The organism is Bacillus sp. BS98 (assembly GCF_008432245.1).
Classification (GTDB): domain Bacteria; phylum Bacillota; class Bacilli; order Bacillales; family Bacillaceae_G; genus Bacillus_A; species Bacillus_A toyonensis.
In genome coordinates this window covers 4,669,011-4,690,346 of record NZ_CP043830.1, presented here as the reverse complement: position 1 = coordinate 4,690,346, position 21,336 = coordinate 4,669,011, and the positions used below count along the sequence as shown (strand labels likewise).

Below are 21,336 nucleotides of genomic sequence, written 5' to 3'. Positions count from 1 at the left end.
GAGGTTTTCTCCACCTGTTTTACTTTTTAATCATATCATTTAAAGTCTGATCCTCTGTATTGTTCAAATGAGGATTTTTACTCATTTCCCGTTTTAACATATCGAGGCTTTGCGTATATTCTGTATCATTTAATGCACCAGATTGCAGTCCTTGAATTTGAGAAATCAACTTTTGGTCTGTCGATACATATGCTTTATAATAGCGAGGAACGATGGACAAAGCAGCTTTATATACTTGATCCGCTACGAGTTTCGGATCCGTTGTGTTTGCACGGTATACAACAAATACTTCATCATCGGTAACGAGCGTAGCAGCGTTTGTAACGTCAGGAAGTTTGACTGTCATGCTTGTAATCATTTCAGCAACTTTCTCACGGTTAATGGCCCCTACTTGTTTGTTAGATACTTCATGCTTTTGTTTAGATGAATAACCGACTCTCGTTAATCGTGTATTTGTATTTTCCGTATGATACATGTCGTTTTTGTTGGAAACAAGAACACGGCTTCCTTCCTCACGTTCCATTTCGGCTTTATTCGTTGATTGGCAGCCTGCAAATAGGGAAAGAGTGAGAAGGGAAAGTAAAATTTGTTTTTTCACGATGTATCACCTCCTTCTCCATAGCATGTACTAATTTGCAATTTTTTGTATTTGAAATTGTTGGTTGTTATGCTTTGTGATACGATAAAAAGAAGAATGCTTAGAGAGGAAGTTAATGATGGAGCAAAAGCAAGAAATTCATGCTACGGTGAGCATTAATAATGTTCAGTACGAAGTAATTAAAAACTTTCGTGACGGTTTTAGTGAAGAAGCATTTAAAGAGCGCTATGCAGAAATTTTAAATAAATATGATTATATCGTTGGAGACTGGGGATATGAGCAACTTAGATTGCGCGGATTCTTTGATGATAGTAACCAACGTGCGACATATGATACGAAAATTAGTACTTTATCAGAGTATTTATACGAGTACTGTAACTTCGGTTGTGCACACTTCGTATTACGAAAAGTGAAGAAATAAAAAAATCCTCTTACGATTGTAAGAGGATTTTTTCATAGCAATTATACCAGTTGTGAGGAGGCTGTTTACTTTCAAAATAAACAGCACCTCGGCAAATATAATCGTTTTTTTCATATAGACTTAATGAAACCGGATTGCGAGTAAAGCAATCTAGGCGTATGCCATTGTAACCTTTCCGTCTTGCTTCACTTTCCCAAAAAGATAAAAGTACTTTACTATATCCTTTTCCTTGCGAGAGAGGATGGATAACGAAAGAGTGGACGATAAGAAAGCGTCCGTCTGTTTCTGACCAATCAATTCGTTTATATTCGGGAGACTGCCACTCGTTTAACACGACAGCACCAACGAGTGAATCATCCTCAAACAAGCAATAGAGTTCATCTTGTTCTAAGTGATAGGAAATATGTTCTCGAGCTGGATAAGAATCATCCCATTGGTAAATTTGATTTTGTAAGAGCGCTTTTTTACATTCTGTATACATTCTATCTAATCCTTCTAATAAATCCATCGTACCTTTTCTCACGTTTAGCATGAGGCACCTCCTTATAAACAAATTGAAATATAATCGCCTTCAGAGAGTTGTTTATTTGGTTTCATTTGTTGTCCGTTCAATTGAATATCCCCACTTTTAATTTTATCCACAATGGTAGTACGGCTCCAATCTGAAATATATGTGGATAACACTTTATCAATTCGGTGGGAGCCAAAAACGATGTCTAATACAATCGTGATTTCAACTATGCCACTTTCTTTATGTTGTGTCATAGAAATGGTAGTAGTCGTTTCTGTTTGGTCTTGCTGAATCATATCGATTGTTTCCACATGATCAGTAAATGATTTATAAATGCGCAGTTTTTGATTCCACGTATGATCGTTCGGGCATTTATAAATGGCAAAGCGGTATATGTTTTTTCCATTGGCGTTATGCCTGCGAATATTCGTATCAGTAAATAGGGTATTACGTCCGCAATTTTTACAATATTTTTCGATTGTGTTTTGCTGATTTTCATATAAACTCCAAGAAAGTTGTACTTTCTGCATTTTCCTTCACCTCTTATAGTAGTGGTAAAGGAACGTAATACAGCTATTTGGATGTCTTGTAGTATGAAGACATGAGAAGTAGACAAAAATAAAAGGAGGTTCCCCAAAGAGGAACCTCCGTAAACATCATACTACAGATGCGTTACGTTCCTTTGTAATGGGAATGGGCAGACTACTCCCTTGAAAAAGCACGGTGCTTTTTTGAGAGTAATGCTATCCAATTGCTGGTCCATTACAAAGTAAATGTTGGCATACGTAGATAACGTCCTTTCTATCCAAATAGATTTGTACATAAGTATACCACGAGAGATTGAAAATTCAAAATAATTACAGTGAAAAAACACCAGCTAAAATAGCTGGTGTTTGAGATAAGTTATATAAGTTCAAATAAAAATGAGCGTAATTCTTCTGCAATTTCTTCAGTCATAGAAAATGCGTGCTCTAAGTAGCCTGGTTCGTTTAAATCGTCAGGACCGATGATTGCAAATTTATTGCTCTGCATATCAAGGACAATTGTTTTACCGTAATGACGATCGGAGTATAAAAGCGCTAAATCATGACGCTCATTTTCTCCCATAAAGCTAACGAAACGAGTTTTTGTAGCGACAGTATCGTCGTACAGAAAGAAACGTTCTTCCATACACATGGCTCCTTTATTAAATATCTAAGTTTAAGTGTGGTTTATGATCTAAATGGTGATGCGTTTTAATGAAACGTACTGTTCTTGTTTTGTAACGCATAACGATAGAATATGTTTCAGCTAAATCTCCGCCTAGGAATTTCACGCCGTCTAATAACTCACCAGCAGAAACACCTGTTGCTGAGAAGATTGCATCATCACCAGATACTAAGTCATCTAACATAAGAAGTTGACGAGGATCTTCTAATCCCATTTCACGACAACGAGCTTCTTCTTCTTCGTTCATTGGAACTAAGCGAGCTTGCATTTCACCTTCAAGGCATTTTAATGCTGCTGCAGAAATAACGCCTTCTGGAGCTCCGCCAACACCTACGAATAAGTCGATACCTGTTCCAGGTAGTGCTGTTGCGATTGATGCACCAACATCGCCATCACCAAATAATTTCACGCGAGCCCCTTTTGCACGAACACGGTCAATAATATCTTGATGACGTTCACGTTCTTGAATGATAACTGTTAGATCACGAATCTTTTTATTGTTAGCTTCTGCTACAATTTCAATTGTTTTTTCAATTGGATCATCTAAGCTAATTTTACCAGCTGCTTTTGGACCAACCGCGATTTTTTCCATGTACATATCAGGAGCGTGAAGAAGGTTTCCTTTATCTGCGATTGCGATAACTGCCATTGCATTTGCAAGACCTTTTGCAACGATGTTTGTACCTTCTAATGGATCAACGGCTATATCTACTTCTGGACCGTTACCTGTTCCTAGTTCTTCACCAATATATAACATCGGTGCTTCATCAAGTTCTCCTTCACCAATTACAACTGTACCTGCCATGTTTACTGAATCGAACATATCACGCATAGCTGTAGTTGCTGCATCATCTGCTTCATTTTTCTTTCCGCGGCCCATCCACTGTGCGGATGCTAATGCTGCTGCTTCTGTTACACGGACAATTTCTAGTGCGAGTTCACGTTCCAAGATTTCATTCCTCCAATTTCAAAAATCATACAAATATAACTATAACAAATAACGGAGAAAAGGTGAATTCGAAAAATTGTCGATTTTTTCAGAAGAAAGCGTTACAATTAAAATGTAAATGCTTTAATTTCCAGGTAGGTGACATGAATGTACTTCGTAGACAGAAAAAAAATAGAACAAATGCTAGTATGTTTAGAACGAGCAACAAATACATTTCAAGAGAAGAAGATATATGAAACCGAGTTTGAATTTTATGCATTAGAGCGCATAGCCCATCTTATGATTGATACTGTATTAGATGTAGGGAATGCGATGATTGATGGATTTATTATGCGCGATCCAGGAAGCTATGAAGATATTATCGATATTTTAATGGATGAGCGAGTGATAAGTGCAGAAGAAGGACAAGGAATGAAAGAAGTTATCCTTCTTCGAAAAATGCTTACGCAAGATTATATTCAAATGAATCATGATGAATTATATAAGACGATTCAAAAACATATTGCAGTGGTAGAGAACTACCCAGCAAATATTCGCAGTTATTTAGAGAAGGAATTAGGGCCTGTATCTGCATTTGTACCAGAATAATTATGCTTATGAGATCCCCGGGAATACCTTTTGGGGATCTTATATTGTATGTGAGAAAGAAAAGGGAAAAGGGAGAAGGGTAAAGCATGGGGGAAGCACGCACTACGAAAGACGAGATTGTCCAATTGTTGAAAGTAAAGGGAGAGCATACGGTAGCAGAATTAGCTGACGTTTTAGAGATTACAGAAATGGCGATCCGAAGACATTTAAGTAATCTTGAGAAAGATGGGTTCATTTATTCTAAGATGGTCAGGCAACATGTCGGAAGACCAACTTATTTGTACGGGTTAAGTGAAAAGGGAGAAGATACATTCCCGAAAGAATATAAGCAATTTGCGATTGATATGCTAGAAGATTTAGCTCGAATGGGCGATGAAAAAATACTTCGTTACGTTTTGAAAGAAAGAACGAAGCGAATGGAAGAAAAATTGCAAAAGAGAATCAGTAATCAAAAGAACTTAGCATATAAAGTGCAAGAGGTAGCAGCAATGCAAGAGAAAAATGGTTATATGGTTCAAATAAAGAGAGATGGAGAGAACTCTTTCGTAATTGAAAAGCAAAACTGTCCGTTAAAGGAAATTGCAGAGAGATTCCCGCAAGTATGTGCAGATGAAAAAGAGATGTATAAGCGTTTATTTGCGAATGCAGATGTAAATACGCTAGCAAACATGTGCGAGGGTGATTGTAGTTGTTCTTACCAAGTAAAAGAGAAAAAATGAACGTTCTGGGGCGCTTTAAGGTAAAGCGTTTTTTTCTTTTGGAAAAGGGGGTAATATAAGAGTGGTATGATAGATGAGAACTCTAGCATAGAAGGAGAGACATAATAGATGTATAAAGGTTATCTAATTGACTTAGACGGTACGATGTATCGTGGTGAAGAACAAATTGAAGAAGCAAGCGACTTCGTGAAAGCATTAGGAGAGCGTGGCATTCCGTATTTATTCGTTACGAATAACTCAACTCGTAAACCAGAACAAGTTGCAGAAAAACTTGTTCGTTTCGATATTCCAGCGAAAGCAGAGCAAGTATTCACAACGAGTATGGCGACAGCGAATTTCATTTATGAACGTAAACAAGATGCAACTGTATACATGATTGGTGAAGAAGGCTTACATGATGCTCTTGTGGAAAAAGGATTTGAACTTGTGGATGAAAACCCTGATTTCGTTGTTGTTGGTTTAGATCGCGACATCACATATGAAAAATTAGCAAAAGCATGTCTTGCTGTACGTAATGGTGCAACGTTTATTTCTACAAATGGAGATATTGCTATTCCAACTGAGCGTGGATTATTACCAGGTAACGGTTCATTAACATCAGTTGTTACAGTATCAACAGGTGTGGAGCCAATCTTTATCGGAAAACCAGAATCAATCATTATGGAACAAGCGTTAAAAGTGCTTGGCATAGGAAAAGATGAGGCATTAATGGTTGGGGATAACTACGATACGGACATTTTAGCGGGAGTAAATGCTGGTATGCATACCCTTCTTGTCCACACTGGAGTCACAACTGTGGAGAAGTTAACAGAATACGAAGTTCAACCGACGCAAGTTGTGCATAACTTGACGGAGTGGATTGAGAAGATGTAATGAAATGCAGGTAACCGGAAGAGGTTACCTGTTTTTTTATGCATAATTGCATATGTACTATAAGTATATAAAATGTAAAATTTAAATGTAATGATGTAAGGGGGAGAGAATAAGAATGTACTGGATGTCATGTATTATGTTTGTTTTTACATTATGTGTTTTGTTTTTTATTCTATGGAAGATATATAAAATAAATGAAATGAAAAAAAGCGCGGGAAAGCTTATTGCAGCATATCCTCGGGTGAAACGACGTTGGATTGCCTTACTTGGACCAGCGTACTTTATCGGACAATGTATGTATATATATGCTCAATACGTAAGTGGTGATATTGGCACACTTGAACAGTTTCTCATTCAGTCAGGTAGTTATGCTGTAGCAAGTTGTTTTATGACTTTAATAGCGACCCATCTTATTAAAAGTGTAAAAATATATGAAAAAGGTGTAGTAGACGGATTAAACTTTTATTCATACGAAGAATTGAAAGGCTATAAAACATCAACATGGGAAAATCCAAAAGAAAATATATTTTTATATCGCGGGCGAGAAAAAATGAATGACAATGTGAATTTACTTATTAGACAGGAAGATATGAATGAATTAGAAAGCATTCTTCAAAGGTATATTCCGAAATTAATGATGAAATGAAAAACTCCGGTTGTTAAAGCCGGAGTTTTTTTTATTAAAATGCACGATTCACAACATCTTTAACCTCTTCAAGATATTGTTTACGCACACTGTCATCCACAGAAGGAACACTTGTATAGAATGTATGCTCAAGTGTTTCAATGCCTGTAAATTCAAAAATACCAACATCTGCTGTTTTTTTCATTGCATCAAACATACCGCCTGCTGTGTATACTTCTTCCGAATTTCCCATCGTAGATAATAACAATCCTTTTTTACTGCTTAATAACTTTTCAATACCATTTTCACCGTAAGCATAAGCGAAGCCGTGGCTAAATACACGGTCAACGTATCCTTTTAAAATAGCAGGAAGACCTGCCCACCAAACTGGGTAAATGAATGTAATACTATCAGCCCAAGTGATATGCTTTTGTTCTTCTTTAATATCTTCTGGTGTGTTTCCTTGGGAAAATGAGATGAAATCGGAAGCACCTAATACTGGATTGAAGTTTAATTCGTATAAATCACGAACGTGTACTTCATGGCCTTTTCCTTCTAATTCACCTTTTACAGTTTCTAAAATTGCATGGTTAAAGCTTTCTGTATTCGGGTGTGCATAAACGATTACATGTTTCATTGTTCTTCCTCCTACTTGTGGATATGTGAATAGTTTTTATATATTCGTGTAACTATTATGGTTACTTTCGTTGCGAGAATCAACTTTTCTGACGTGAGAAATAGAGTGAAATTTTAATCGGTGGGGGCTATCCATCCCGCACTGATTATTTGCTTACACTAATCGGGCACTTAATGCCGGTTAATATAAATGTTAGTATGTGACAAAAAAATACAAAATAGTAGGGATTTTGCATTTTTGAATAGAATATATAGATTGGTAAATAGAGAGAGAAGGGGATATCGGGATGAATATTATTGAAATTGAAGGGTTAGAAAAATCGTTTGATATTGGAGATAGTAAAGTAAAGATCTTAAAAGATATTAATCTTCAAATTCAAAAAGGAGATTTTGTTTGTATTATGGGGGCAAGTGGATCGGGGAAAACGACCTTACTTCAGCTGTTAGGTGGATTAGATATTCCGTCAGTAGGTAGTATTCGAGTTGATGGTACGGAGATTTCAACATTAAAAGAAAAAGAGCTCGCTTTATTTAGAAGGCATAAAATCGGTTTTATTTTTCAACAGTTTAATTTAATTCCAGTGTTTAATGCGGAGGAAAATGTAGGGTTGCCTTTATTATTAGATAATGTTTCGCAAAAGAAGGCAACGGTGACAGCAAATCGTTTATTAGAGCTCGTTGGATTGAAAGGAAAAGAAAAGCATTTACCAGCACAGTTATCAGGTGGGCAACAGCAAAGGGTTGCGATAGCAAGAGCCTTTGCAAATGAGCCGGCTATTATATTAGCAGATGAACCAACAGGGGCATTAGATTCAGAAAACAGCAAAAATATTATTGCGGCACTTCGCAATGCATGTGATGAATTAGGGCAAACAGCTGTCATTGTAACGCACGATCCGTTCGTAGCGGCCCATGCTGATAAAGTCGTTTTCTTATTAGATGGTGAGGTGATTCATGAGCATGCTGAAAGTAAAGGATGGAAATTTCGAAATATCCCGCAACAAGTTATCCACATTCAAGAGATTATGAATCGTCACTTTAAAGTAGGAGGTAAAGGTGATGCGATGGGTAATTAAGTATGCGGTAAAATCGATGAAACAAAATTGGTTGCGAAATATATTGATTGCCCTCGGTGCAGCTTTAGGTGTTATGTTAGCGACGATGTTATTGCTAGGCAATCAATCAGTAGAGCAAAGTGTGAAGGAACAAGTAGTAAGTCGGTATGGAGATTATAATTTACAATTTGGCTATATAAAAAATGATATGTATTTAAATAATGAAAGTTTAAAAGGAATAGATGGCTTAGAAAATGCTGAAAAAATATCAAAAGTACTTATACCATATCCTTTCCCACACTATAAAGAGTTATCGGGGAAACCGTCCTATTGGGGTGTTGAGCAAGATTCTCCAGAAATACATTCTTATAAAATATTTGAAGGTCGATATCCGAAAGAAGGGGCTGAAGTAGCACTAACAAAAGGGTATACAGACCGTGAAAATATACGGGTGGGAGATACAATTAAACTGCCATTCCCACAGCATGGAGAAAAGACTGTGAAAGTCGTCGGTATTTTAAATCCACCGTTAATGGCGGCAATGGGGCATGGGGCTTATTTTCCCATCCATTGGCTTCAAAAAGAATTAAATCTACTAAATCAGTTCAATCTCGTTCAAGTGAAAACAGCCGATGTAAATGTGAAGAGAGCGATTGCTCTTGATGTAAATAAGAAGATAGAAAATATAAAGGTGGACCAACGTACTTATGTAGATAAGGCATTTGAACGACTAAATGTAATGAAGCCATTAATTTTTAGTTTAGGTGGTATTGCCTTATTTGTTGTAGCTCTTTTAATAATGGGAAGTTTCTTCTTATCTGTCAGAAGTCGATTTAAGCAATGGGCATTATTACGTGCACTCGGTAGTAATCCAAATCAAATTATATTAGTCGTCTTATTAGAGGCTTTATGTATTGGGGCAATCGGATCGCTAGCAGGAGTTATTCTTGGAGCAGGTACGCAAACAATCGCTGCATCATTTATTAATAAATGGGTGAATATTGAGGGGGCAGGGAAAGAATCATTCTCGATTTCAGGCGAGATTTTACTCATTACGTTTTTACTAGGAATTGTTATGTCTATTATAGGGGCTATTATACCAGCCTTTATGGTTAGAAAGATTCCACCAGTTCAAGCGCTTAGGCCAGGTCTTCCTAGTAATGAGAAAAAAGAAAAAAGGTGGAGTGCTTTTAGTGGTAGCATTTTAATTATTGGTACTGTTATTGGACTAACGGGTAACGTATTAGAGCGGTATATCGGTTTTAATCCAAGTGCGATAGGTGCGCTGTTATTTGCGGTCGGTTTGTTATTTGCGATTCCGTTATTTATTCGGATGATAGCACCAGTGATTGCAAAACCACTTCAAATGATATTACGAATTGAAACGACGATTAGTAGCCGAAATGTCATTCGTTATCGAAATAAGGCGGCTGTGTCCGTTGCTATATTAGCATTTGGTTTTATGTTAGCACTTGTTGGAACGATGTATGTAAATTCTATGTATGAAGGTATGAAAAAAGGATTACAAAAACATTTACCAGCGGACTTAGTAGTAAGAATTCCGGTAGAGTCGCAAGGAATAGAAACATTACCGTTTAGTTGGATGGAGAAGGTTAGAAAAATTGACGGTGTAGAGGCGAGTGTTGGGAATGCTACAGACTTTACAGCAAAGCTTGTGAATTATGACTTTAAAAAAGCGAATCAAGAGTGGTATGAACATGCGAGGAAAAATGATTTTGAACCTGACTTGATGGAAGTTGTGGGAAATGATATTGTCGCGTATCAAAAAGTAACGAGAGCGAAGGTGATTGAAGGAAAAGATTTAAATAAGCCATTACAAGATGGTGAGGGAGTCATTACGAAGGAAACGGCTAAAAAATTAGGGCTTCAGTTGCATGATACGTTTGAAGTACAAGGAAAGGGAAAAGAAAAACAAACGATTAAAGTCGTTTCGATTATTGAGCAAGGATTAAGGTTAAGAGGATCAGATGTTTTCGTAAATGAACAATGGGCTCGCGATAAGTTTCACGTACAAGGATATGAAGCAATTCAAATTATGACTAATTCTAATCAATCATTTGAAGCGATTAAGAAGCAAGTAAAAGAAATTACAAAGAATAAAGAGAATGTAGAAGTTATAAACAGTTATGATTTATTGAAAGAACAAGAGCAGTTATTATCGCAAATGATGATGTTAATTCGCTTGTTAGTTGTAATTGTTTTCATTATTTCTGGTATAGGGTTAATGAATGCGATTGTCTCAAGTTTACATGAAAGACGTGCTGAAATTAGTATGATTCGTGCGGTAGGAGCTATTCCGAAGCAAATGAGACGGATCGTTTTATTAGAGGGAACTTTACTTGGAGCGATAGCTGGTTGTATCGGCATTTTTGGTGGGATTTTGTTTAGCTATATCGTGTTATCAAGCTTAGAGTTAACGGTTATTATTATTCCGTATAATCAAGTTTGCATATTAGCTTTTGCTAGTGTGGTGCTTGGAGCAGGGGCAGCGATGATTGCTTCATTACAATTAAGAAAGTTCAAATTAAGTGATACTTTAAAGGAATTATCGGCATAAAAGATTGCTATACCCCGCTCATACAAAGAACAAAGAAGACAAATAAAATGATGACAATACCAATACCGAAGTTAAATACGAGAGTACTATCCATATATGTAACCTCCTTGTTTTAAAGTGAAAAGCACTCTAGTCAGAGTGCTTTTTATTTTGAATCTCCCGTAACGTACTTCACAACTTTTAGAAAGGGATTCATGCGTGTAAAGAGTTACATTATTTTATGCGTTTATTTTGGGGAATGAGTAAGTCCTTATGAAATATAGAAAAAAGACACTCTTTCGAGTGTCTTTTATGATGACAAAATGTGTCAATTGCTTGAGTTCGATAAGACGCTAATTTCCGTTTTAACGCCTTTTCTTTAATCAAGAAGTGTAGCAACAGCGATTCAAATAAATTGTACCATTTGTGTAATGTTTGTGTGCATGCAATTCTGCATATTTCAATTAGAGGGAAATAAGGTGCGGAGAATGAATGAGTATATAGAACAATTGATAAGGAGAGAGAAGGATGGATATACATAAGTTAACGGTAGAAGAAGCAAATGAGATAAATACGTGGACGTACGAGGAACCATATAATTTATATAGTTTTTCAGGCGAGAAAGAAGTGATAGAAGAGCTATTAGATGGAACGTATTATGGCTGTTGTGACGATCAAGGAGAGTTCATCGGCTATTTTTGTTTTGGGGAAAATGCACAAGTACCAGGGGGAAGAGATGCTAATTTATATGGTGGAGAAAATCTGATTGATATCGGACTTGGTATGAAGCCGGCGTTAACAGGGAAAGGAATGGGGAAAGAATTTTTCAAAGCTGGAATAGCGTTTGCCACGAAAGAGTTTAATGCAAAAATGTTTCGATTAAGTGTAGCAACATTTAATACAAGAGCAATTACGCTATATAAAAATATAGGTTTTCAGCAAGGACCTATCTTTTTGAGCCGCGGAAGAGAATTTATGCTCATGGAATATGAAAGACCGTCAGCATAAAACTGACGGTCTAGAAAGCATTATTATTATTCCGAGTGATCAGCTCGGTGCGCTAAACGGCTTGAAGCAGCGGCAGCGATTCCGCCAACGATATCATCAAGGAATGTATGCACTTTGCCAGTTGATTTATCATTTAAGTATTCTAAAATACCAGGTTTTAATTTATCGATATATCCAAAGTTCGTGAAACCGATAGAGCCGTACACGTTAACGATAGAAAGTGCGATAACTTCATCAATTCCGTATAAGCCTTCATCACGTTTTACGATATCTTGTAACGGCGCACTTAACATTCCTTTTTCAGCAAGGACATCGAGTTCGATACCAGTAATTAGTGCGTTTTGTACTTCACGTTTTGATAATACACGCTCAACGTTATAACGGCATTCTGACATCTCTAAATTTGGATGATATTTTTTTTGAAGAAAATGAACAAGTTCAGCAATATCGTCAATTGTTACACCGCGTTCTTGTAATAGTTGTAATGCTCTTTCTTGTAGTTGATTTGATTCTTTCATGTTTATCACCTTTTTTTCTTTTTAGTATTTGTATACGTTTCGTTGCTTTATCATGTGCATAGGAATGAAAGGCGAGCACAAGCTCATATATATAAAGAAAAACCATAGGTGGCGACTGCGATGATTCAGCATATTTATGAGCATTATCACATGCATGTTAAAGAATTAATCCCCCTTGGCCCCTATAAAAGCTTTTGGATTCGCAACAAAATTTATGTACTTGTTCCAATTGGAGAAATGGAGGAAGAAGTACTTGTAGAGATGAAAAAGCTCAGTGACTATATGAACCAGCAAGGGGATATGACTGTAGCGACTTTCGTTCCGACTATACACGGCTACTATGTAAGTGAGATAGAAGAACAAAATTACTGCTTATTAAAAGGTATGCGCACGTTAGAACGACATGCTATGTCATTAGGAAGTGAGCTTTCTATATTCCATAAACGAGGTGCATTCTTTCCAGAAGAAATTGAGCAATTAAGCCGCATTGGTGAATGGAAAGCGTTATGGGAAAAAAGGCTCGATCAATTAGAGAAATTTTGGCAATCACAAGTGATGAACCACCCTACAGACGTATTCGATCAATTGTTTATCGAATCCTTCCCGTATTATTTAGGAGTTGCGGAAAATGCAATTCAGTATGTTGTCGATACAGAGATGGATGATACGCCACAAATGACCGATGCGGCAACAATTTGCCAGGAGCGATTTACACCTTTATTATGGCATCAAACGAAGCGTCTAAAACTTCCTTTTGAGTGGGTGTATGATCATCCCACTCGAGATATAGCAGAATTGATTCGCTATATGATGATTGAAAAGAAGAAAGACTGGGAGCAAACAATCGTTCAATTTGTTACAGATTATGAACGCAATTATTCGCTATCCTCATTTGGTTGGCGCTTATTATTTGCAAGGCTCCTGTTCCCGCTCCACTATTTTGAAACGGTCGAACGATATTATCAAACTGGGAACGAAGAACAAAAAAGTATATATAGAGATCGCTTAGAAGCTATTTTACATGATGTGAACCGCTCTGAGCAATTTATGAGGAATTTTTATGGATCACTTCGTTTGCCAATTGATAAGTTAGGGATTAGAAAATTAGATTGGCTATCTTAAAAGTATAAAAAAGAGACCGATTGAGGTCTCTTTTTTATACCGCAATTGTATGTAATACATTATGCTCCTACTTGTTGATCTGCACATATATTTAAAATGAATTGATTTCTTTCGATTTTTTCATTTACTTTACTCAATAATTCTTGCTGGATTTCTTTAAATAAAAATTGATAGCTTGTATTCCATGTTGGTATAACGGACGAAAGGCCTAATAAATATTCTTTTTTCTCTTCTAGTTCTTGAATTGTTAAAAAAGTGTTCCCCATTTTTGGCATGTGTCGTCCCCCTATGTTTTTTACTTCATCCCACTATTTGTGGGAATCGGGCTGCCCGTAAACACCCACTGATTATAGTTTCACTTTATATGTGTGAACGATTCACTATATAGTATTAATTATCTCATTTTTTGAGAAGGATTTCCAATTTTGTTTTATGATGTTAAAGGAGAAGTGTTATTTGAATAAAAAAAGAGACCCATTGGGGTCTCTTTCTAGGAAGCGATTCTGAACGAGCCACTTCCGTTTTTAATTAATATCTAGCTCCAGCGGCTAAAATGTTCGGTGGCTTCGCTTCTTCCGCCGAGGCAAAAAGCGCCTCTATGTCAGAAGCTCCATCCTCCTCACATTCTGAACGAGCCGCTTCCGCTTTTAATTAAAATACTTGCTCTACTTCAATAACGCCTGGTACTTCTTCAAGTAACGCGCGCTCGATACCAGCTTTTAGTGTGATTGTAGAACTTGGGCAGCTTCCGCATGCACCCATAAGGCGTAATTTTACGATACCTTCTTCAATGTCTACTAATTCAACGTCTCCGCCATCGCGAAGTAAGAACGGACGTAATTTATCTAGTACTTCTAGTACTTGTTCTTGCATATGTGGGTTTTCCATTTTTATCGACTCCTTTCATCAGTTTTATTATAATCAAGATAGAGGGGAAAATCTATTTTTTCTGTTCTTGTTTTATTGTCGAAATATTTTATCATGTGTACAACGTGTTTTTTCAGTATAGGGGTATGGAATAAGTTTGTAAAATGATGTGCTTATGTACTAAGACATCTGAATATACTGTTAGAACAAGAAGTGGGGGAGAAGAAATGGTTAATGTGCAAGTGTATGGGACGAAAGTAATTTGTGCGAGCTGCGTCGGAATGCCATCTTCAACAGAAACGTTTGAGTGGTTACAAGCGGCGATTGGTCGTAAATATGAAGGACAAGAAAATAAATTTAATTTCGAGTATATTGATTTTCAACAAGAACAAGAAGATGAAGATAAAAAAGCATTCGCAGAGCGCGTAGTAGAAGAAGATTTATTTTATCCAGTCGTTCTTGTGAATGGAGAGATTGTTGGAGAAGGAAATCCTCGTTTGAAGGATGTTTACGAGGAAATCGAGAAATATTTATAAAGCAGGAAGCCTTTGCGAATTTGCGAAGGCTTTTTTTAATGGAGGGATAGATGTGGAGAATGGAATAAAACAAGCTTTACCAGCAGAAGTAAAGCAGTTAATGGAGCAGTACATAGTAGGGTTAAAAGAAATTTTTTTAGATGGAAAAATAGTCGGGGTATATGTTTACGGCTCTATCGCGCTAGGTGCATTTCATATAGAAACGAGCGATGTTGATTTTGTTGCAGTACTAAATGATTCCGTGAATGAAGCTGAAAAACAACAACTTGTAGAGCTGCATAAGAAAATGAGTGAAAGTACGCTAGGTAAAAGAATGGACGGTATGTATATTCCGCTTGCTGACTTAGGGAAATACAATCATGAAATAAATGAGTACGTGTATTGTGCAGATGGTAAGGCTGATATAGGTCATTGGGATATTAATGCGGTCACATGGTGGACATTAAAAAATCAAGGCATTACAGTTATCGGGAAAGAAGTAGAAGACCTTCCATTTCAAATAAAGTGGGATGATGTAGTAAATACAATGAAATATAACGTAGAACATTACTGGAGTGAAAAAGCGAAGCGTCCTTATTTGTTTTTCATAGAAGAATGGGTAGAATCAGCTGTCGTTACGATGGGGCGTATTTTATATACGTTAGATCATAAAACAATTGTTTCAAAAGATAGAGGATTGCAATACTTGTTAGAACGCTCAGCGAAAGAATGGGAGCCTTTATTAAAAGAAGTAGAGCGAATGAGGTATGATCCAAAGGAGAAGAAGAAACTTTCTATTTGGAGAAGGGCTGATATGATGAAGAGATATTTGCTTAGTTTAATTGAGGAGTGTAGGGGGAAATGGTAGAGAAAATAGTAAAAGCATCCTTTGTATGAAGGATGCCTTTACTATTGTTATATAATGAAAAAATACTTTACACGGAATGAGAATTCGAAAGATAATATAAAAAAATATGTAGGCGAGGAAAGCAGATGAGTAAATATAAATTACATATAAATAAAGAACAACTATGGAAAGGTTGTATCTTAAAGTCGATTGCAGATGCAATTTTTGTAGCACATGCTCCTGATTTCTCGCATGAAAGTTCATGGGATGGGTTTAACTATAATATGCAAGATAGTCAAGGCGGAAGAGGGACAATTACGTTTCATCCGGATTATGCGATCGTATGTCTGCAAGATGTGAATAGCGAGAGAATTGAAGAGTGGATTGATGCGGCAAATTATTTTGAAGGGGCACCTTTGGAAGTAATAGACATTGCGAAAGAGGAAGCACTTCAATACGTATTAGAAGAAGTAGAAGGCGAAACAGTTCCTTTTATTACAACTGCATTTTGGATTGAGGATAGCGGTGCGTATTCAATTGATCCATTTGAAGAGATGGAAGAGCACGGTGGATTTTTATTAGAAATTCCATTACTTGATACGGAATTAGCAATTGAAAGACTGGAAGAAGAGTATGAACTGACAGCGGAACAAATAGAACTTTTACAATTCGTGTATGAGAGAAAAATCCAAAATCCAAACGAGAAAATTAAGTTGTCTAAAGAGGAAGTAGCAATGATTGGGACGGATGATAGTGAAAGGTTAGAAGTGAGTAAAGCGTCATTTGAAGAAATGAATATTACTTGGTAGTTGTAGGAGGAAATATAAAAAGTTTGATAAAGGACTAGTAGAAAGCACAATGTACATTTACATTGTGCTTTCTACTAGTTTTTTCATATACATATCAACTTCATGAAAGAGTACTTTTTCTTTTTCCTCGTTATTAAGATGCACAGAGCAATGTAAATATTGCTGTAAGTAGCGATTAGCTTGTTTGTACTGTTTTAGTTTGTAGAAAGAAGAACAGGTAAGAAGCAGAAACGCTTTTTCTTATAATATTGGAACGACGGCTAGTAACGGAGTAATGGAATGTATATTTATTTTTGTTAAATTTTCATAAGAAGCCCACGTTTGAAACCAGTCGAAAATGGTAGAAAGGTAATCCGGAATGTCGATAGTTTCATGTGAAACATTATGCAATATGGAACGTAGTGAAGTTTTGTGAAAAAACATCTTCTGTCCAAACTATGCACTTCATATTTAATCACCTGAAATAGTAGTTTTATGAACTTTATTTTATATATTATAGTATGACTAAAGCTAGATTATTTTAAGAGAGAATGGAGAAGATATCATGATTAACCATAATAAAATTAAACAACTTTTAGAATATGTAGATCGTGCTGAGGATAATGAAATTGAGCTAGAGTATGAATCTGAACCTATGACGATAGAATTGTTTAATAGTGAAGAAATAGAAGAAGGACAACTTAGTTATAGCTTTGATGAAGAAGGGCAAAGCTTAACCGGGAATGAAGAAGGAGATTGGAAAGAGGGATGGATTGTAATTGGAATAGATTCGTATCTCGGTGATCCAATCTTTGTAGATAGTAATGATGAAAAATGTCCGGTTTATACAGCTTTGCACGGTGAGGGTGATTGGGAGATAGAATGTATAGCGGAACGTATAGAAGATGTTATTGAGAAAGTGAAGGGTAGTGTAGAATAAATAAAAATAGTATTTCAATATAATCAAGAAGGGGAGGAGTATGAAAAATTTTTAAATTGAACTACATAAACTGCCGACAGAAAATACTGGAGAAATAATACTTAGTATAGATGAGAGTATTGTATTTCAAGAAAAAACAGACATAATAGACCCGATTTGTCAGTTTTTTGACGCTTGGGTCGAGTTTTTTAAATATGATGATGCTACAATTTTCTTAGATGAATATGAAAAAAAGGTGGAATTTAAGAATAATGAAACTGCCTAAAAATATAGTTGAAGTAGATTTTATTGTATCAATTGAGGAAATTAATGATAGATTATTTATTAGTTGTGTAAGTGGAAATATGTTTTAAATAGTAGAAAGTTAATTTGTGAAGTCTTTTAAGTCGAGATTTTAGGTTAGACCATACCATAATAGTAATTTATATAATAGGAGTAGGATGTGTCCAAATGATTTTGGGGCATCTTTTTTTGTGAACATACAAAACATTTAACTTGGTGTATTAAACGTATAATTCATAAGTATTTTAATATATTTTAAAGTAAAATGAAATAATAAACGGATAATTGTCGGAATATATTCGATTTCCGTTCATTTTTATGAAATATATGTACTTTTTGTTAGATTCCTTCTTTTTGTACATATACAATACCTGTATATAGAAATAAGAAAAGGATGATGTACGTGAAAGACACTGTTTTACAAGAAACAATTTCTCCACAAGAGTTACATAAGATTGTTCAAAAGAATACGGCGTATTATGACTTTAAATGGGGAAAAGTAGAAAATCCAGCACAAGGGAATACGTGGAATTGGGTAGCCTTTTTCTTCCCAACTTTTTGGTTAGCTTATCGTAAAATGTATAAGTTGTTTATTATACTTACGTTATTGGCGGTACCTAGTATCGTTGTAACTCCTTTTATAGATATTCCAGATGGGATTTATTTAACAGTTAGTTTAGTTCTTCAATTAGGAATGATGATATTTACTGGATGGCAAGGAAACCGTTTATATTATAAGCATGCTATTCGAGTTTTACATAAGGAAGAAGATATGTCGGATCACAAGAAGGCGTATTACTTACAATCAAAGGGCGGCGCTAGTGCTGCTGGTATGATTGGTTTACAAGTTATAGTGGGGATAATGTTTGGTGGAGCTATGTTCGGACTTTCTCTTTTACCAACTGAGCCGAATATTAAAAATGTTGTTCGTTCAAGTGATGAAGGATTTACTTTAGAGGTTATGACTGATAATCCAACTTGGAAGTTCGTGAAGAAAGAAAAAGAGTATGACGTAGTAGAGTTTACTGGTTATGACTATACAGAGAAGAAAAACGTAAAAATTAAATTCGCTGTTTATTTCAGTGAAGGTTACTTTGAATGGCAAGAAGTATATGAGAATAATAAGAAGTTAAGTGAAGAAGAGTTAGAAGAGTATCAATTTTATATTGAAGAGAATGGTTGGGGGTTCTAGTGAGAACTCATTCATTTTGAAAAGAAGAATCTTGTGAAGGTTCTTCTTTTTTATTGTAAACACCATACGAATTGAAATTTTGTAAAATACAATAAAAAATGAGAATTTGAGGTAGGCTTGTCAATAACGTAAGACTATGGCACTATAAAGAAATGCTATACAAATTTTATTTATCGACATGTAAACATCAAATTTGATTTTTACGTATAAATAATGAACGGAGGAAATGAATTTATGGCTACTTTACCAAATTGTCCAAAATGTAATTCAGAATATACGTATGAGGATGGCGTTCTTTTCGTATGTCCAGAATGTGCTCATGAGTGGGGCAAAGAAGCAGAAGCTGAAAATAATGATGGTGCAAAAGTTGTAAAAGATGCAAACGGAAACGTTCTTCAAGATGGTGATGCTGTTACTGTAATTAAAGATTTAAAAGTAAAGGGTACTTCTTCAGTTGTGAAGATTGGTACGAAAGTAAAGAGTATTCGTCTAGTTGATGGAGATCATGATATTGATTGTAAAATCGACGGTTTCGGAGCTATGAAGTTAAAATCACAGTTCGTTAAGAAGGCGTAAGACAAATAAAAAGAGGAGGCTATTCGCCTCCTCTTTTTATTATGTCACTTTTTGTCGGTAAATCGATATTTCGTACAAAATCGTTGATATATTGTGAGTTATGATAGATATATTTGAAAAATCGTTGATATATTGTAAGTTATGATAGATATATTGAAAAAATCGTTAATATAATTTCATTCGCCGTGAACTACGCACGATTCACCTCGCATCATAGTCAATTTCTTTCAACTGACAGCGCTTATTAAAGAATGTTTTATATCCAAGCTGTAAGAAGATAATGACAGCGAAAGCAGTACTCCCTGAAATACCGAGTATGATAGCAATTTGATATTGAATTGCTGTAAACGGTGATACACCGGATAATATTTGACCGGTCATCATACCGGGTAAGCTTATAATTCCCATACCGACCATGGAATTGATTGTTGGTAAAATAGCAGAATCAAAAGCGTCTCTTATGAGGGGAGCAGTTGCTTCTTTCGGTGTTGCGCCGAGCATAAGGGCACCTTCAATATGATCTCTTTGAGATTTCATATTGTTTAAAAAGGTGTTTGCCCCGAGGCAAATACCGGTCATAGCATTACCGATTAACATGCCGGCAATAGGAACGATATATTGCGGTGCATACCACGGATTATGCCCGATAATAACAAAGATAAATAGTAGTAATGGTCCGATTGATCCCGCAACCATGGAAAGAGCGGCTACACGTTTTAATTCTTTGGACATCGGAATATTAACTCGTTTATAAATATTAAAAATAGCAAATGTAGTAATAGAAGTAATGAGAGCAATTGTATAAAATGGATTACTGTTTTCAAATATGTATGTAAGGACATATGCAACAAGTACGAGCTGAATGGTCATACGGAATGTTGCGATCGCAATTTGTTTCTCGCGAGGTATCCCTTTTAATCTTACAAGTCCGATTAAAATAAGAATGAAAATATAGGCAGCAGCAAGTTGCCAAATTTGGAGTTCAATAACGCCCTTCAACTGAGAGCACTCCCTTTCTAGTTGCACCGTTTGTTTTACTAATTTCAATAATATCGTCTGCAATTTCTTCTGGAAGTTGTTGCGAGTGCGTGATGAAGATAACGGTTTTTTTCTTTTCTCTTGCGAGTATAGTGAATTGCTTCATAACGCGGCGTTCTGTATCACTATCTAATGCCGAAGTTGGTTCATCTAATAAATAGACAGGCGGATCCATAAGTATGATGCGAGCAAAAGCAAGCCGTTGTTTTTCCCCGCCTGATAATGAAGCGGCGTTGTCTTCTAAATTTTTATTTAAGCTAACAGTCGTTAATGCATTCTGCAAAGTATCATCACTTGGAGATGGTTTTTCAGAAAGACGAAGTCCCATTAATAGATTGTCTTTAACTGTTCCGTCAAAAATAGGTGGGGTTTGTCCGAGCATAACTACGTCACGGCGTAATTGAATAGGGGGATAATCAGAAATTGGTTTTCCGTTATATTCGATTGTACCGGATGTTGGAGATTGTAAATCATTTAACATGCGAAGTAATGTACTCTTTCCGCTCCCACTTTCACCGATAATACAAGTGATTGTCTCTTTTTGAATCTGTAAATAAGGAATGTGTAGTATATCTTTATATGTAACGTCTTTTAATATAAACATAAATTGCTCCTTTCTGATTCTAGTTATATCGTATCAAAAAAGAGAGAGAAATAGAAAAATAAGGTTATAAAGAGCAACGTTTTTTCTTCGTCTTGAGTTTTATTAATAAGTTAAGTAAACAATCTAATTCTTGACTGAAAGAAATTACTTTATCATGAGTGAATCCGTACATTTCAACGAGATAGATCAATTCTTTCTTCTTCGCTTCTATTCGATCGTATAGTTTCGTCAAGTTCATAAGTGAAATGTAATGCCTCCTATAAAAGTATTTATCACATAAAAAATAAGACCGAATGAA

The 21,336-nt window shown here is 35.9% G+C and carries 27 protein-coding genes and 2 pseudogenes; 16 read left to right on the top strand and 13 right to left on the bottom strand.

Annotated elements, in window-relative coordinates; all coding sequences use genetic code 11:
- Positions 1 to 19: 19 nt before the first annotated feature.
- Positions 20 to 598 carry a YhcN/YlaJ family sporulation lipoprotein gene (locus F0362_RS24555; protein WP_000744137.1) on the bottom strand — a complete coding sequence of 193 codons (579 nt, stop codon included), beginning with the start codon at positions 596 to 598 and terminating at the stop codon, positions 20 to 22.
- 118 nt (positions 599 to 716) lie between these two features.
- Here F0362_RS24555 and F0362_RS24550 point away from each other — a divergent pair, with 118 nt between their 5' ends.
- The gene (locus F0362_RS24550) at positions 717 to 1,019 is read left to right on the top strand and encodes a YutD family protein (RefSeq protein ID WP_000435941.1); all 303 of its coding nucleotides are present in this window, start codon (positions 717 to 719) and stop codon (positions 1,017 to 1,019) included.
- A 10-nt stretch (positions 1,020 to 1,029) separates the two neighbouring features.
- Here the strand turns inward: F0362_RS24550 and F0362_RS24545 are convergent, their stop codons facing one another.
- The 4 genes from F0362_RS24545 to glpX form a co-directional block, all read right to left on the bottom strand.
- A complete protein-coding gene (locus tag F0362_RS24545) occupies positions 1,030 to 1,551 on the bottom strand; it encodes a GNAT family N-acetyltransferase (protein WP_000935789.1) in 522 nt (173 codons plus the stop codon).
- An 11-nt stretch (positions 1,552 to 1,562) separates the two neighbouring features.
- The gene (locus tag F0362_RS24540) at positions 1,563 to 2,060 is read right to left on the bottom strand and encodes a hypothetical protein (protein ID WP_001174592.1); all 498 of its coding nucleotides are present in this window, start codon (positions 2,058 to 2,060) and stop codon (positions 1,563 to 1,565) included.
- Positions 2,061 to 2,433: 373 nt separating this feature from the next.
- Positions 2,434 to 2,700 (bottom strand): DUF3055 domain-containing protein, encoded by a 267-nt coding sequence (locus F0362_RS24535; RefSeq protein WP_000392613.1) that lies wholly within the window; start codon positions 2,698 to 2,700, stop codon positions 2,434 to 2,436.
- A 16-nt stretch (positions 2,701 to 2,716) separates the two neighbouring features.
- Positions 2,717 to 3,688: a class II fructose-bisphosphatase gene (gene glpX / locus F0362_RS24530; RefSeq protein ID WP_000439085.1), complete on the bottom strand. Its 972-nt coding sequence runs from the start codon at positions 3,686 to 3,688 to the stop codon at positions 2,717 to 2,719.
- A 147-nt stretch (positions 3,689 to 3,835) separates the two neighbouring features.
- Between glpX and F0362_RS24525 the strand changes: the two genes are divergently transcribed.
- The 4 genes from F0362_RS24525 (at position 3,836) to F0362_RS24510 (ending at position 6,514) form a co-directional block, all read left to right on the top strand.
- Positions 3,836 to 4,276 carry a DUF86 domain-containing protein gene (locus F0362_RS24525; RefSeq protein WP_000273998.1) on the top strand — a complete coding sequence of 147 codons (441 nt, stop codon included), beginning with the start codon at positions 3,836 to 3,838 and terminating at the stop codon, positions 4,274 to 4,276.
- A gap of 86 nt (positions 4,277 to 4,362) precedes the next feature.
- Complete coding sequence (locus F0362_RS24520) at positions 4,363 to 4,995, top strand: helix-turn-helix transcriptional regulator (RefSeq protein WP_000503334.1); 633 nt, start codon at positions 4,363 to 4,365, stop codon at positions 4,993 to 4,995.
- A gap of 108 nt (positions 4,996 to 5,103) precedes the next feature.
- On the top strand, positions 5,104 to 5,868 hold the full coding sequence (locus F0362_RS24515; protein ID WP_000276473.1) for a TIGR01457 family HAD-type hydrolase: 765 nt from the start codon (positions 5,104 to 5,106) through the stop codon (positions 5,866 to 5,868).
- A gap of 115 nt (positions 5,869 to 5,983) precedes the next feature.
- Positions 5,984 to 6,514 (top strand): hypothetical protein, encoded by a 531-nt coding sequence (locus F0362_RS24510; protein WP_000289891.1) that lies wholly within the window; start codon positions 5,984 to 5,986, stop codon positions 6,512 to 6,514.
- Positions 6,515 to 6,548: 34 nt separating this feature from the next.
- Here F0362_RS24510 and F0362_RS24505 read toward each other — a convergent pair whose 3' ends face one another.
- On the bottom strand, positions 6,549 to 7,130 hold the full coding sequence (locus F0362_RS24505) for an NAD(P)H-dependent oxidoreductase (protein ID WP_000683404.1): 582 nt from the start codon (positions 7,128 to 7,130) through the stop codon (positions 6,549 to 6,551).
- Between the two features lie 286 nt (positions 7,131 to 7,416).
- Here F0362_RS24505 and F0362_RS24500 point away from each other — a divergent pair, with 286 nt between their 5' ends.
- The 3 genes from F0362_RS24500 to F0362_RS24485 all read left to right on the top strand — a co-directional run bounded on the left by F0362_RS24500 (position 7,417) and on the right by F0362_RS24485 (position 11,749).
- The gene (locus F0362_RS24500; protein WP_001021168.1) at positions 7,417 to 8,205 is read left to right on the top strand and encodes an ABC transporter ATP-binding protein; all 789 of its coding nucleotides are present in this window, start codon (positions 7,417 to 7,419) and stop codon (positions 8,203 to 8,205) included.
- Positions 8,189 to 10,762 (top strand): FtsX-like permease family protein, encoded by a 2,574-nt coding sequence (locus tag F0362_RS24495; protein WP_001267743.1) that lies wholly within the window; start codon positions 8,189 to 8,191, stop codon positions 10,760 to 10,762. The genes F0362_RS24500 and F0362_RS24495 overlap by 17 nt, the downstream gene beginning before the upstream one ends.
- A 507-nt stretch (positions 10,763 to 11,269) precedes the next feature.
- Positions 11,270 to 11,749 (top strand): GNAT family N-acetyltransferase, encoded by a 480-nt coding sequence (locus F0362_RS24485; RefSeq protein WP_000351182.1) that lies wholly within the window; start codon positions 11,270 to 11,272, stop codon positions 11,747 to 11,749.
- 26 nt (positions 11,750 to 11,775) lie between these two features.
- On the opposite strand, the gene F0362_RS24480 is transcribed toward F0362_RS24485, so the two are convergent.
- Entirely contained in the window at positions 11,776 to 12,267 is a 492-nt protein-coding gene (locus F0362_RS24480) for a phosphatidylglycerophosphatase A family protein (protein ID WP_000665097.1), read from the bottom strand.
- 120 nt (positions 12,268 to 12,387) lie between these two features.
- Here F0362_RS24480 and yutH point away from each other — a divergent pair, with 120 nt between their 5' ends.
- Positions 12,388 to 13,389 carry a spore coat putative kinase YutH gene (gene yutH, locus F0362_RS24475; protein ID WP_000614220.1) on the top strand — a complete coding sequence of 334 codons (1,002 nt, stop codon included), beginning with the start codon at positions 12,388 to 12,390 and terminating at the stop codon, positions 13,387 to 13,389.
- Positions 13,390 to 13,448: 59 nt separating this feature from the next.
- Here the strand turns inward: yutH and F0362_RS24470 are convergent, their stop codons facing one another.
- Both F0362_RS24470 and F0362_RS24465 read right to left on the bottom strand, forming a co-directional pair.
- On the bottom strand, positions 13,449 to 13,664 hold the full coding sequence (locus tag F0362_RS24470; protein ID WP_001125484.1) for a hypothetical protein: 216 nt from the start codon (positions 13,662 to 13,664) through the stop codon (positions 13,449 to 13,451).
- A gap of 376 nt (positions 13,665 to 14,040) precedes the next feature.
- Positions 14,041 to 14,277: a NifU family protein gene (locus F0362_RS24465; RefSeq protein ID WP_000431159.1), complete on the bottom strand. Its 237-nt coding sequence runs from the start codon at positions 14,275 to 14,277 to the stop codon at positions 14,041 to 14,043.
- A 206-nt stretch (positions 14,278 to 14,483) separates the two neighbouring features.
- On the opposite strand from F0362_RS24465, the gene F0362_RS24460 reads away from it, so the two are divergent.
- The 3 genes from F0362_RS24460 to F0362_RS24450 all read left to right on the top strand — a co-directional run bounded on the left by F0362_RS24460 (position 14,484) and on the right by F0362_RS24450 (position 16,427).
- Positions 14,484 to 14,792 carry a YuzD family protein gene (locus tag F0362_RS24460; protein WP_000248598.1) on the top strand — a complete coding sequence of 103 codons (309 nt, stop codon included), beginning with the start codon at positions 14,484 to 14,486 and terminating at the stop codon, positions 14,790 to 14,792.
- Positions 14,793 to 14,844: 52 nt separating this feature from the next.
- A complete protein-coding gene (locus F0362_RS24455; RefSeq protein WP_002106624.1) occupies positions 14,845 to 15,639 on the top strand; it encodes a nucleotidyltransferase domain-containing protein in 795 nt (264 codons plus the stop codon).
- A gap of 125 nt (positions 15,640 to 15,764) precedes the next feature.
- Positions 15,765 to 16,427 carry a hypothetical protein gene (locus F0362_RS24450; RefSeq protein WP_000049709.1) on the top strand — a complete coding sequence of 221 codons (663 nt, stop codon included), beginning with the start codon at positions 15,765 to 15,767 and terminating at the stop codon, positions 16,425 to 16,427.
- 57 nt (positions 16,428 to 16,484) lie between these two features.
- On the opposite strand, the pseudogene F0362_RS31010 reads toward F0362_RS24450, so the two are convergent.
- Positions 16,485 to 16,820: pseudogene (locus F0362_RS31010) on the bottom strand (hypothetical protein); the annotation flags it as partial.
- 151 nt (positions 16,821 to 16,971) lie between these two features.
- Between F0362_RS31010 and F0362_RS24440 the strand changes: the two are divergent.
- The 4 genes and pseudogenes from F0362_RS24440 (at position 16,972) to phnA (ending at position 19,396) form a co-directional block, all read left to right on the top strand.
- Positions 16,972 to 17,346, top strand: a complete 375-nt coding sequence (locus tag F0362_RS24440) for a hypothetical protein (protein WP_000607088.1) — start codon at positions 16,972 to 16,974, stop codon at positions 17,344 to 17,346.
- 55 nt (positions 17,347 to 17,401) lie between these two features.
- Positions 17,402 to 17,593 (top strand): annotated as a pseudogene (locus F0362_RS24435) (hypothetical protein); the annotation flags it as partial.
- A 432-nt stretch (positions 17,594 to 18,025) separates the two neighbouring features.
- Complete coding sequence (locus tag F0362_RS24430) at positions 18,026 to 18,820, top strand: DUF2628 domain-containing protein (protein WP_033658393.1); 795 nt, start codon at positions 18,026 to 18,028, stop codon at positions 18,818 to 18,820.
- A gap of 234 nt (positions 18,821 to 19,054) precedes the next feature.
- On the top strand, positions 19,055 to 19,396 hold the full coding sequence (phnA, locus tag F0362_RS24425; RefSeq protein ID WP_000212733.1) for an alkylphosphonate utilization operon protein PhnA: 342 nt from the start codon (positions 19,055 to 19,057) through the stop codon (positions 19,394 to 19,396).
- Between the two features lie 201 nt (positions 19,397 to 19,597).
- Here the strand turns inward: phnA and fetB are convergent, their stop codons facing one another.
- The 3 genes from fetB to F0362_RS24410 form a co-directional block, all read right to left on the bottom strand.
- Positions 19,598 to 20,395, bottom strand: coding sequence for an ABC transporter permease (gene fetB / locus F0362_RS24420; protein WP_000679276.1), 798 nt, complete (start codon positions 20,393 to 20,395; stop codon positions 19,598 to 19,600).
- Positions 20,379 to 21,038, bottom strand: a complete 660-nt coding sequence (locus F0362_RS24415) for an ABC transporter ATP-binding protein (RefSeq protein ID WP_000470290.1) — start codon at positions 21,036 to 21,038, stop codon at positions 20,379 to 20,381. The genes fetB and F0362_RS24415 overlap by 17 nt, the downstream gene beginning before the upstream one ends.
- 64 nt (positions 21,039 to 21,102) lie before the next feature.
- A complete protein-coding gene (locus F0362_RS24410) occupies positions 21,103 to 21,276 on the bottom strand; it encodes an aspartyl-phosphate phosphatase Spo0E family protein (RefSeq protein ID WP_001054622.1) in 174 nt (57 codons plus the stop codon).
- Positions 21,277 to 21,336 lie beyond the last annotated feature (60 nt).

Bases quoted from the DNA above. Each gene is read 5' to 3' on its own strand.
- F0362_RS24550 (WP_000435941.1), top strand. From the start codon at position 717: ATGGAGCAAAAGCAAGAAATTCATGCTACGGTGAGCATTAATAATGTT.
- F0362_RS24460 (WP_000248598.1), top strand. From the start codon at position 14,484: ATGGTTAATGTGCAAGTGTATGGGACGAAAGTAATTTGTGCGAGCTGC.
- F0362_RS24430 (WP_033658393.1), top strand. From the start codon at position 18,026: ATGTACGTGAAAGACACTGTTTTACAAGAAACAATTTCTCCACAAGAG.
- F0362_RS24535 (WP_000392613.1), bottom strand. From the start codon at position 2,700: ATGGAAGAACGTTTCTTTCTGTACGACGATACTGTCGCTACAAAAACT.
- F0362_RS24415 (WP_000470290.1), bottom strand. From the start codon at position 21,038: ATGTTTATATTAAAAGACGTTACATATAAAGATATACTACACATTCCT.
- F0362_RS24500 (WP_001021168.1), top strand. From the start codon at position 7,417: ATGAATATTATTGAAATTGAAGGGTTAGAAAAATCGTTTGATATTGGA.
- F0362_RS24520 (WP_000503334.1), top strand. From the start codon at position 4,363: ATGGGGGAAGCACGCACTACGAAAGACGAGATTGTCCAATTGTTGAAA.
- F0362_RS24495 (WP_001267743.1), top strand. From the start codon at position 8,189: ATGCGATGGGTAATTAAGTATGCGGTAAAATCGATGAAACAAAATTGG.
- F0362_RS24470 (WP_001125484.1), bottom strand. From the start codon at position 13,664: ATGCCAAAAATGGGGAACACTTTTTTAACAATTCAAGAACTAGAAGAG.
- F0362_RS24410 (WP_001054622.1), bottom strand. From the start codon at position 21,276: ATGAACTTGACGAAACTATACGATCGAATAGAAGCGAAGAAGAAAGAA.
- F0362_RS24480 (WP_000665097.1), bottom strand. From the start codon at position 12,267: ATGAAAGAATCAAATCAACTACAAGAAAGAGCATTACAACTATTACAA.
- F0362_RS24525 (WP_000273998.1), top strand. From the start codon at position 3,836: ATGTACTTCGTAGACAGAAAAAAAATAGAACAAATGCTAGTATGTTTA.
- F0362_RS24515 (WP_000276473.1), top strand. From the start codon at position 5,104: ATGTATAAAGGTTATCTAATTGACTTAGACGGTACGATGTATCGTGGT.
- F0362_RS24540 (WP_001174592.1), bottom strand. From the start codon at position 2,060: ATGCAGAAAGTACAACTTTCTTGGAGTTTATATGAAAATCAGCAAAAC.
- yutH (WP_000614220.1), top strand. From the start codon at position 12,388: ATGATTCAGCATATTTATGAGCATTATCACATGCATGTTAAAGAATTA.
- F0362_RS24510 (WP_000289891.1), top strand. From the start codon at position 5,984: ATGTACTGGATGTCATGTATTATGTTTGTTTTTACATTATGTGTTTTG.
- F0362_RS24505 (WP_000683404.1), bottom strand. From the start codon at position 7,130: ATGAAACATGTAATCGTTTATGCACACCCGAATACAGAAAGCTTTAAC.
- F0362_RS24440 (WP_000607088.1), top strand. From the start codon at position 16,972: ATGATTAACCATAATAAAATTAAACAACTTTTAGAATATGTAGATCGT.
- phnA (WP_000212733.1), top strand. From the start codon at position 19,055: ATGGCTACTTTACCAAATTGTCCAAAATGTAATTCAGAATATACGTAT.
- F0362_RS24450 (WP_000049709.1), top strand. From the start codon at position 15,765: ATGAGTAAATATAAATTACATATAAATAAAGAACAACTATGGAAAGGT.
- F0362_RS24465 (WP_000431159.1), bottom strand. From the start codon at position 14,277: ATGGAAAACCCACATATGCAAGAACAAGTACTAGAAGTACTAGATAAA.
- F0362_RS24485 (WP_000351182.1), top strand. From the start codon at position 11,270: ATGGATATACATAAGTTAACGGTAGAAGAAGCAAATGAGATAAATACG.
- F0362_RS24545 (WP_000935789.1), bottom strand. From the start codon at position 1,551: ATGCTAAACGTGAGAAAAGGTACGATGGATTTATTAGAAGGATTAGAT.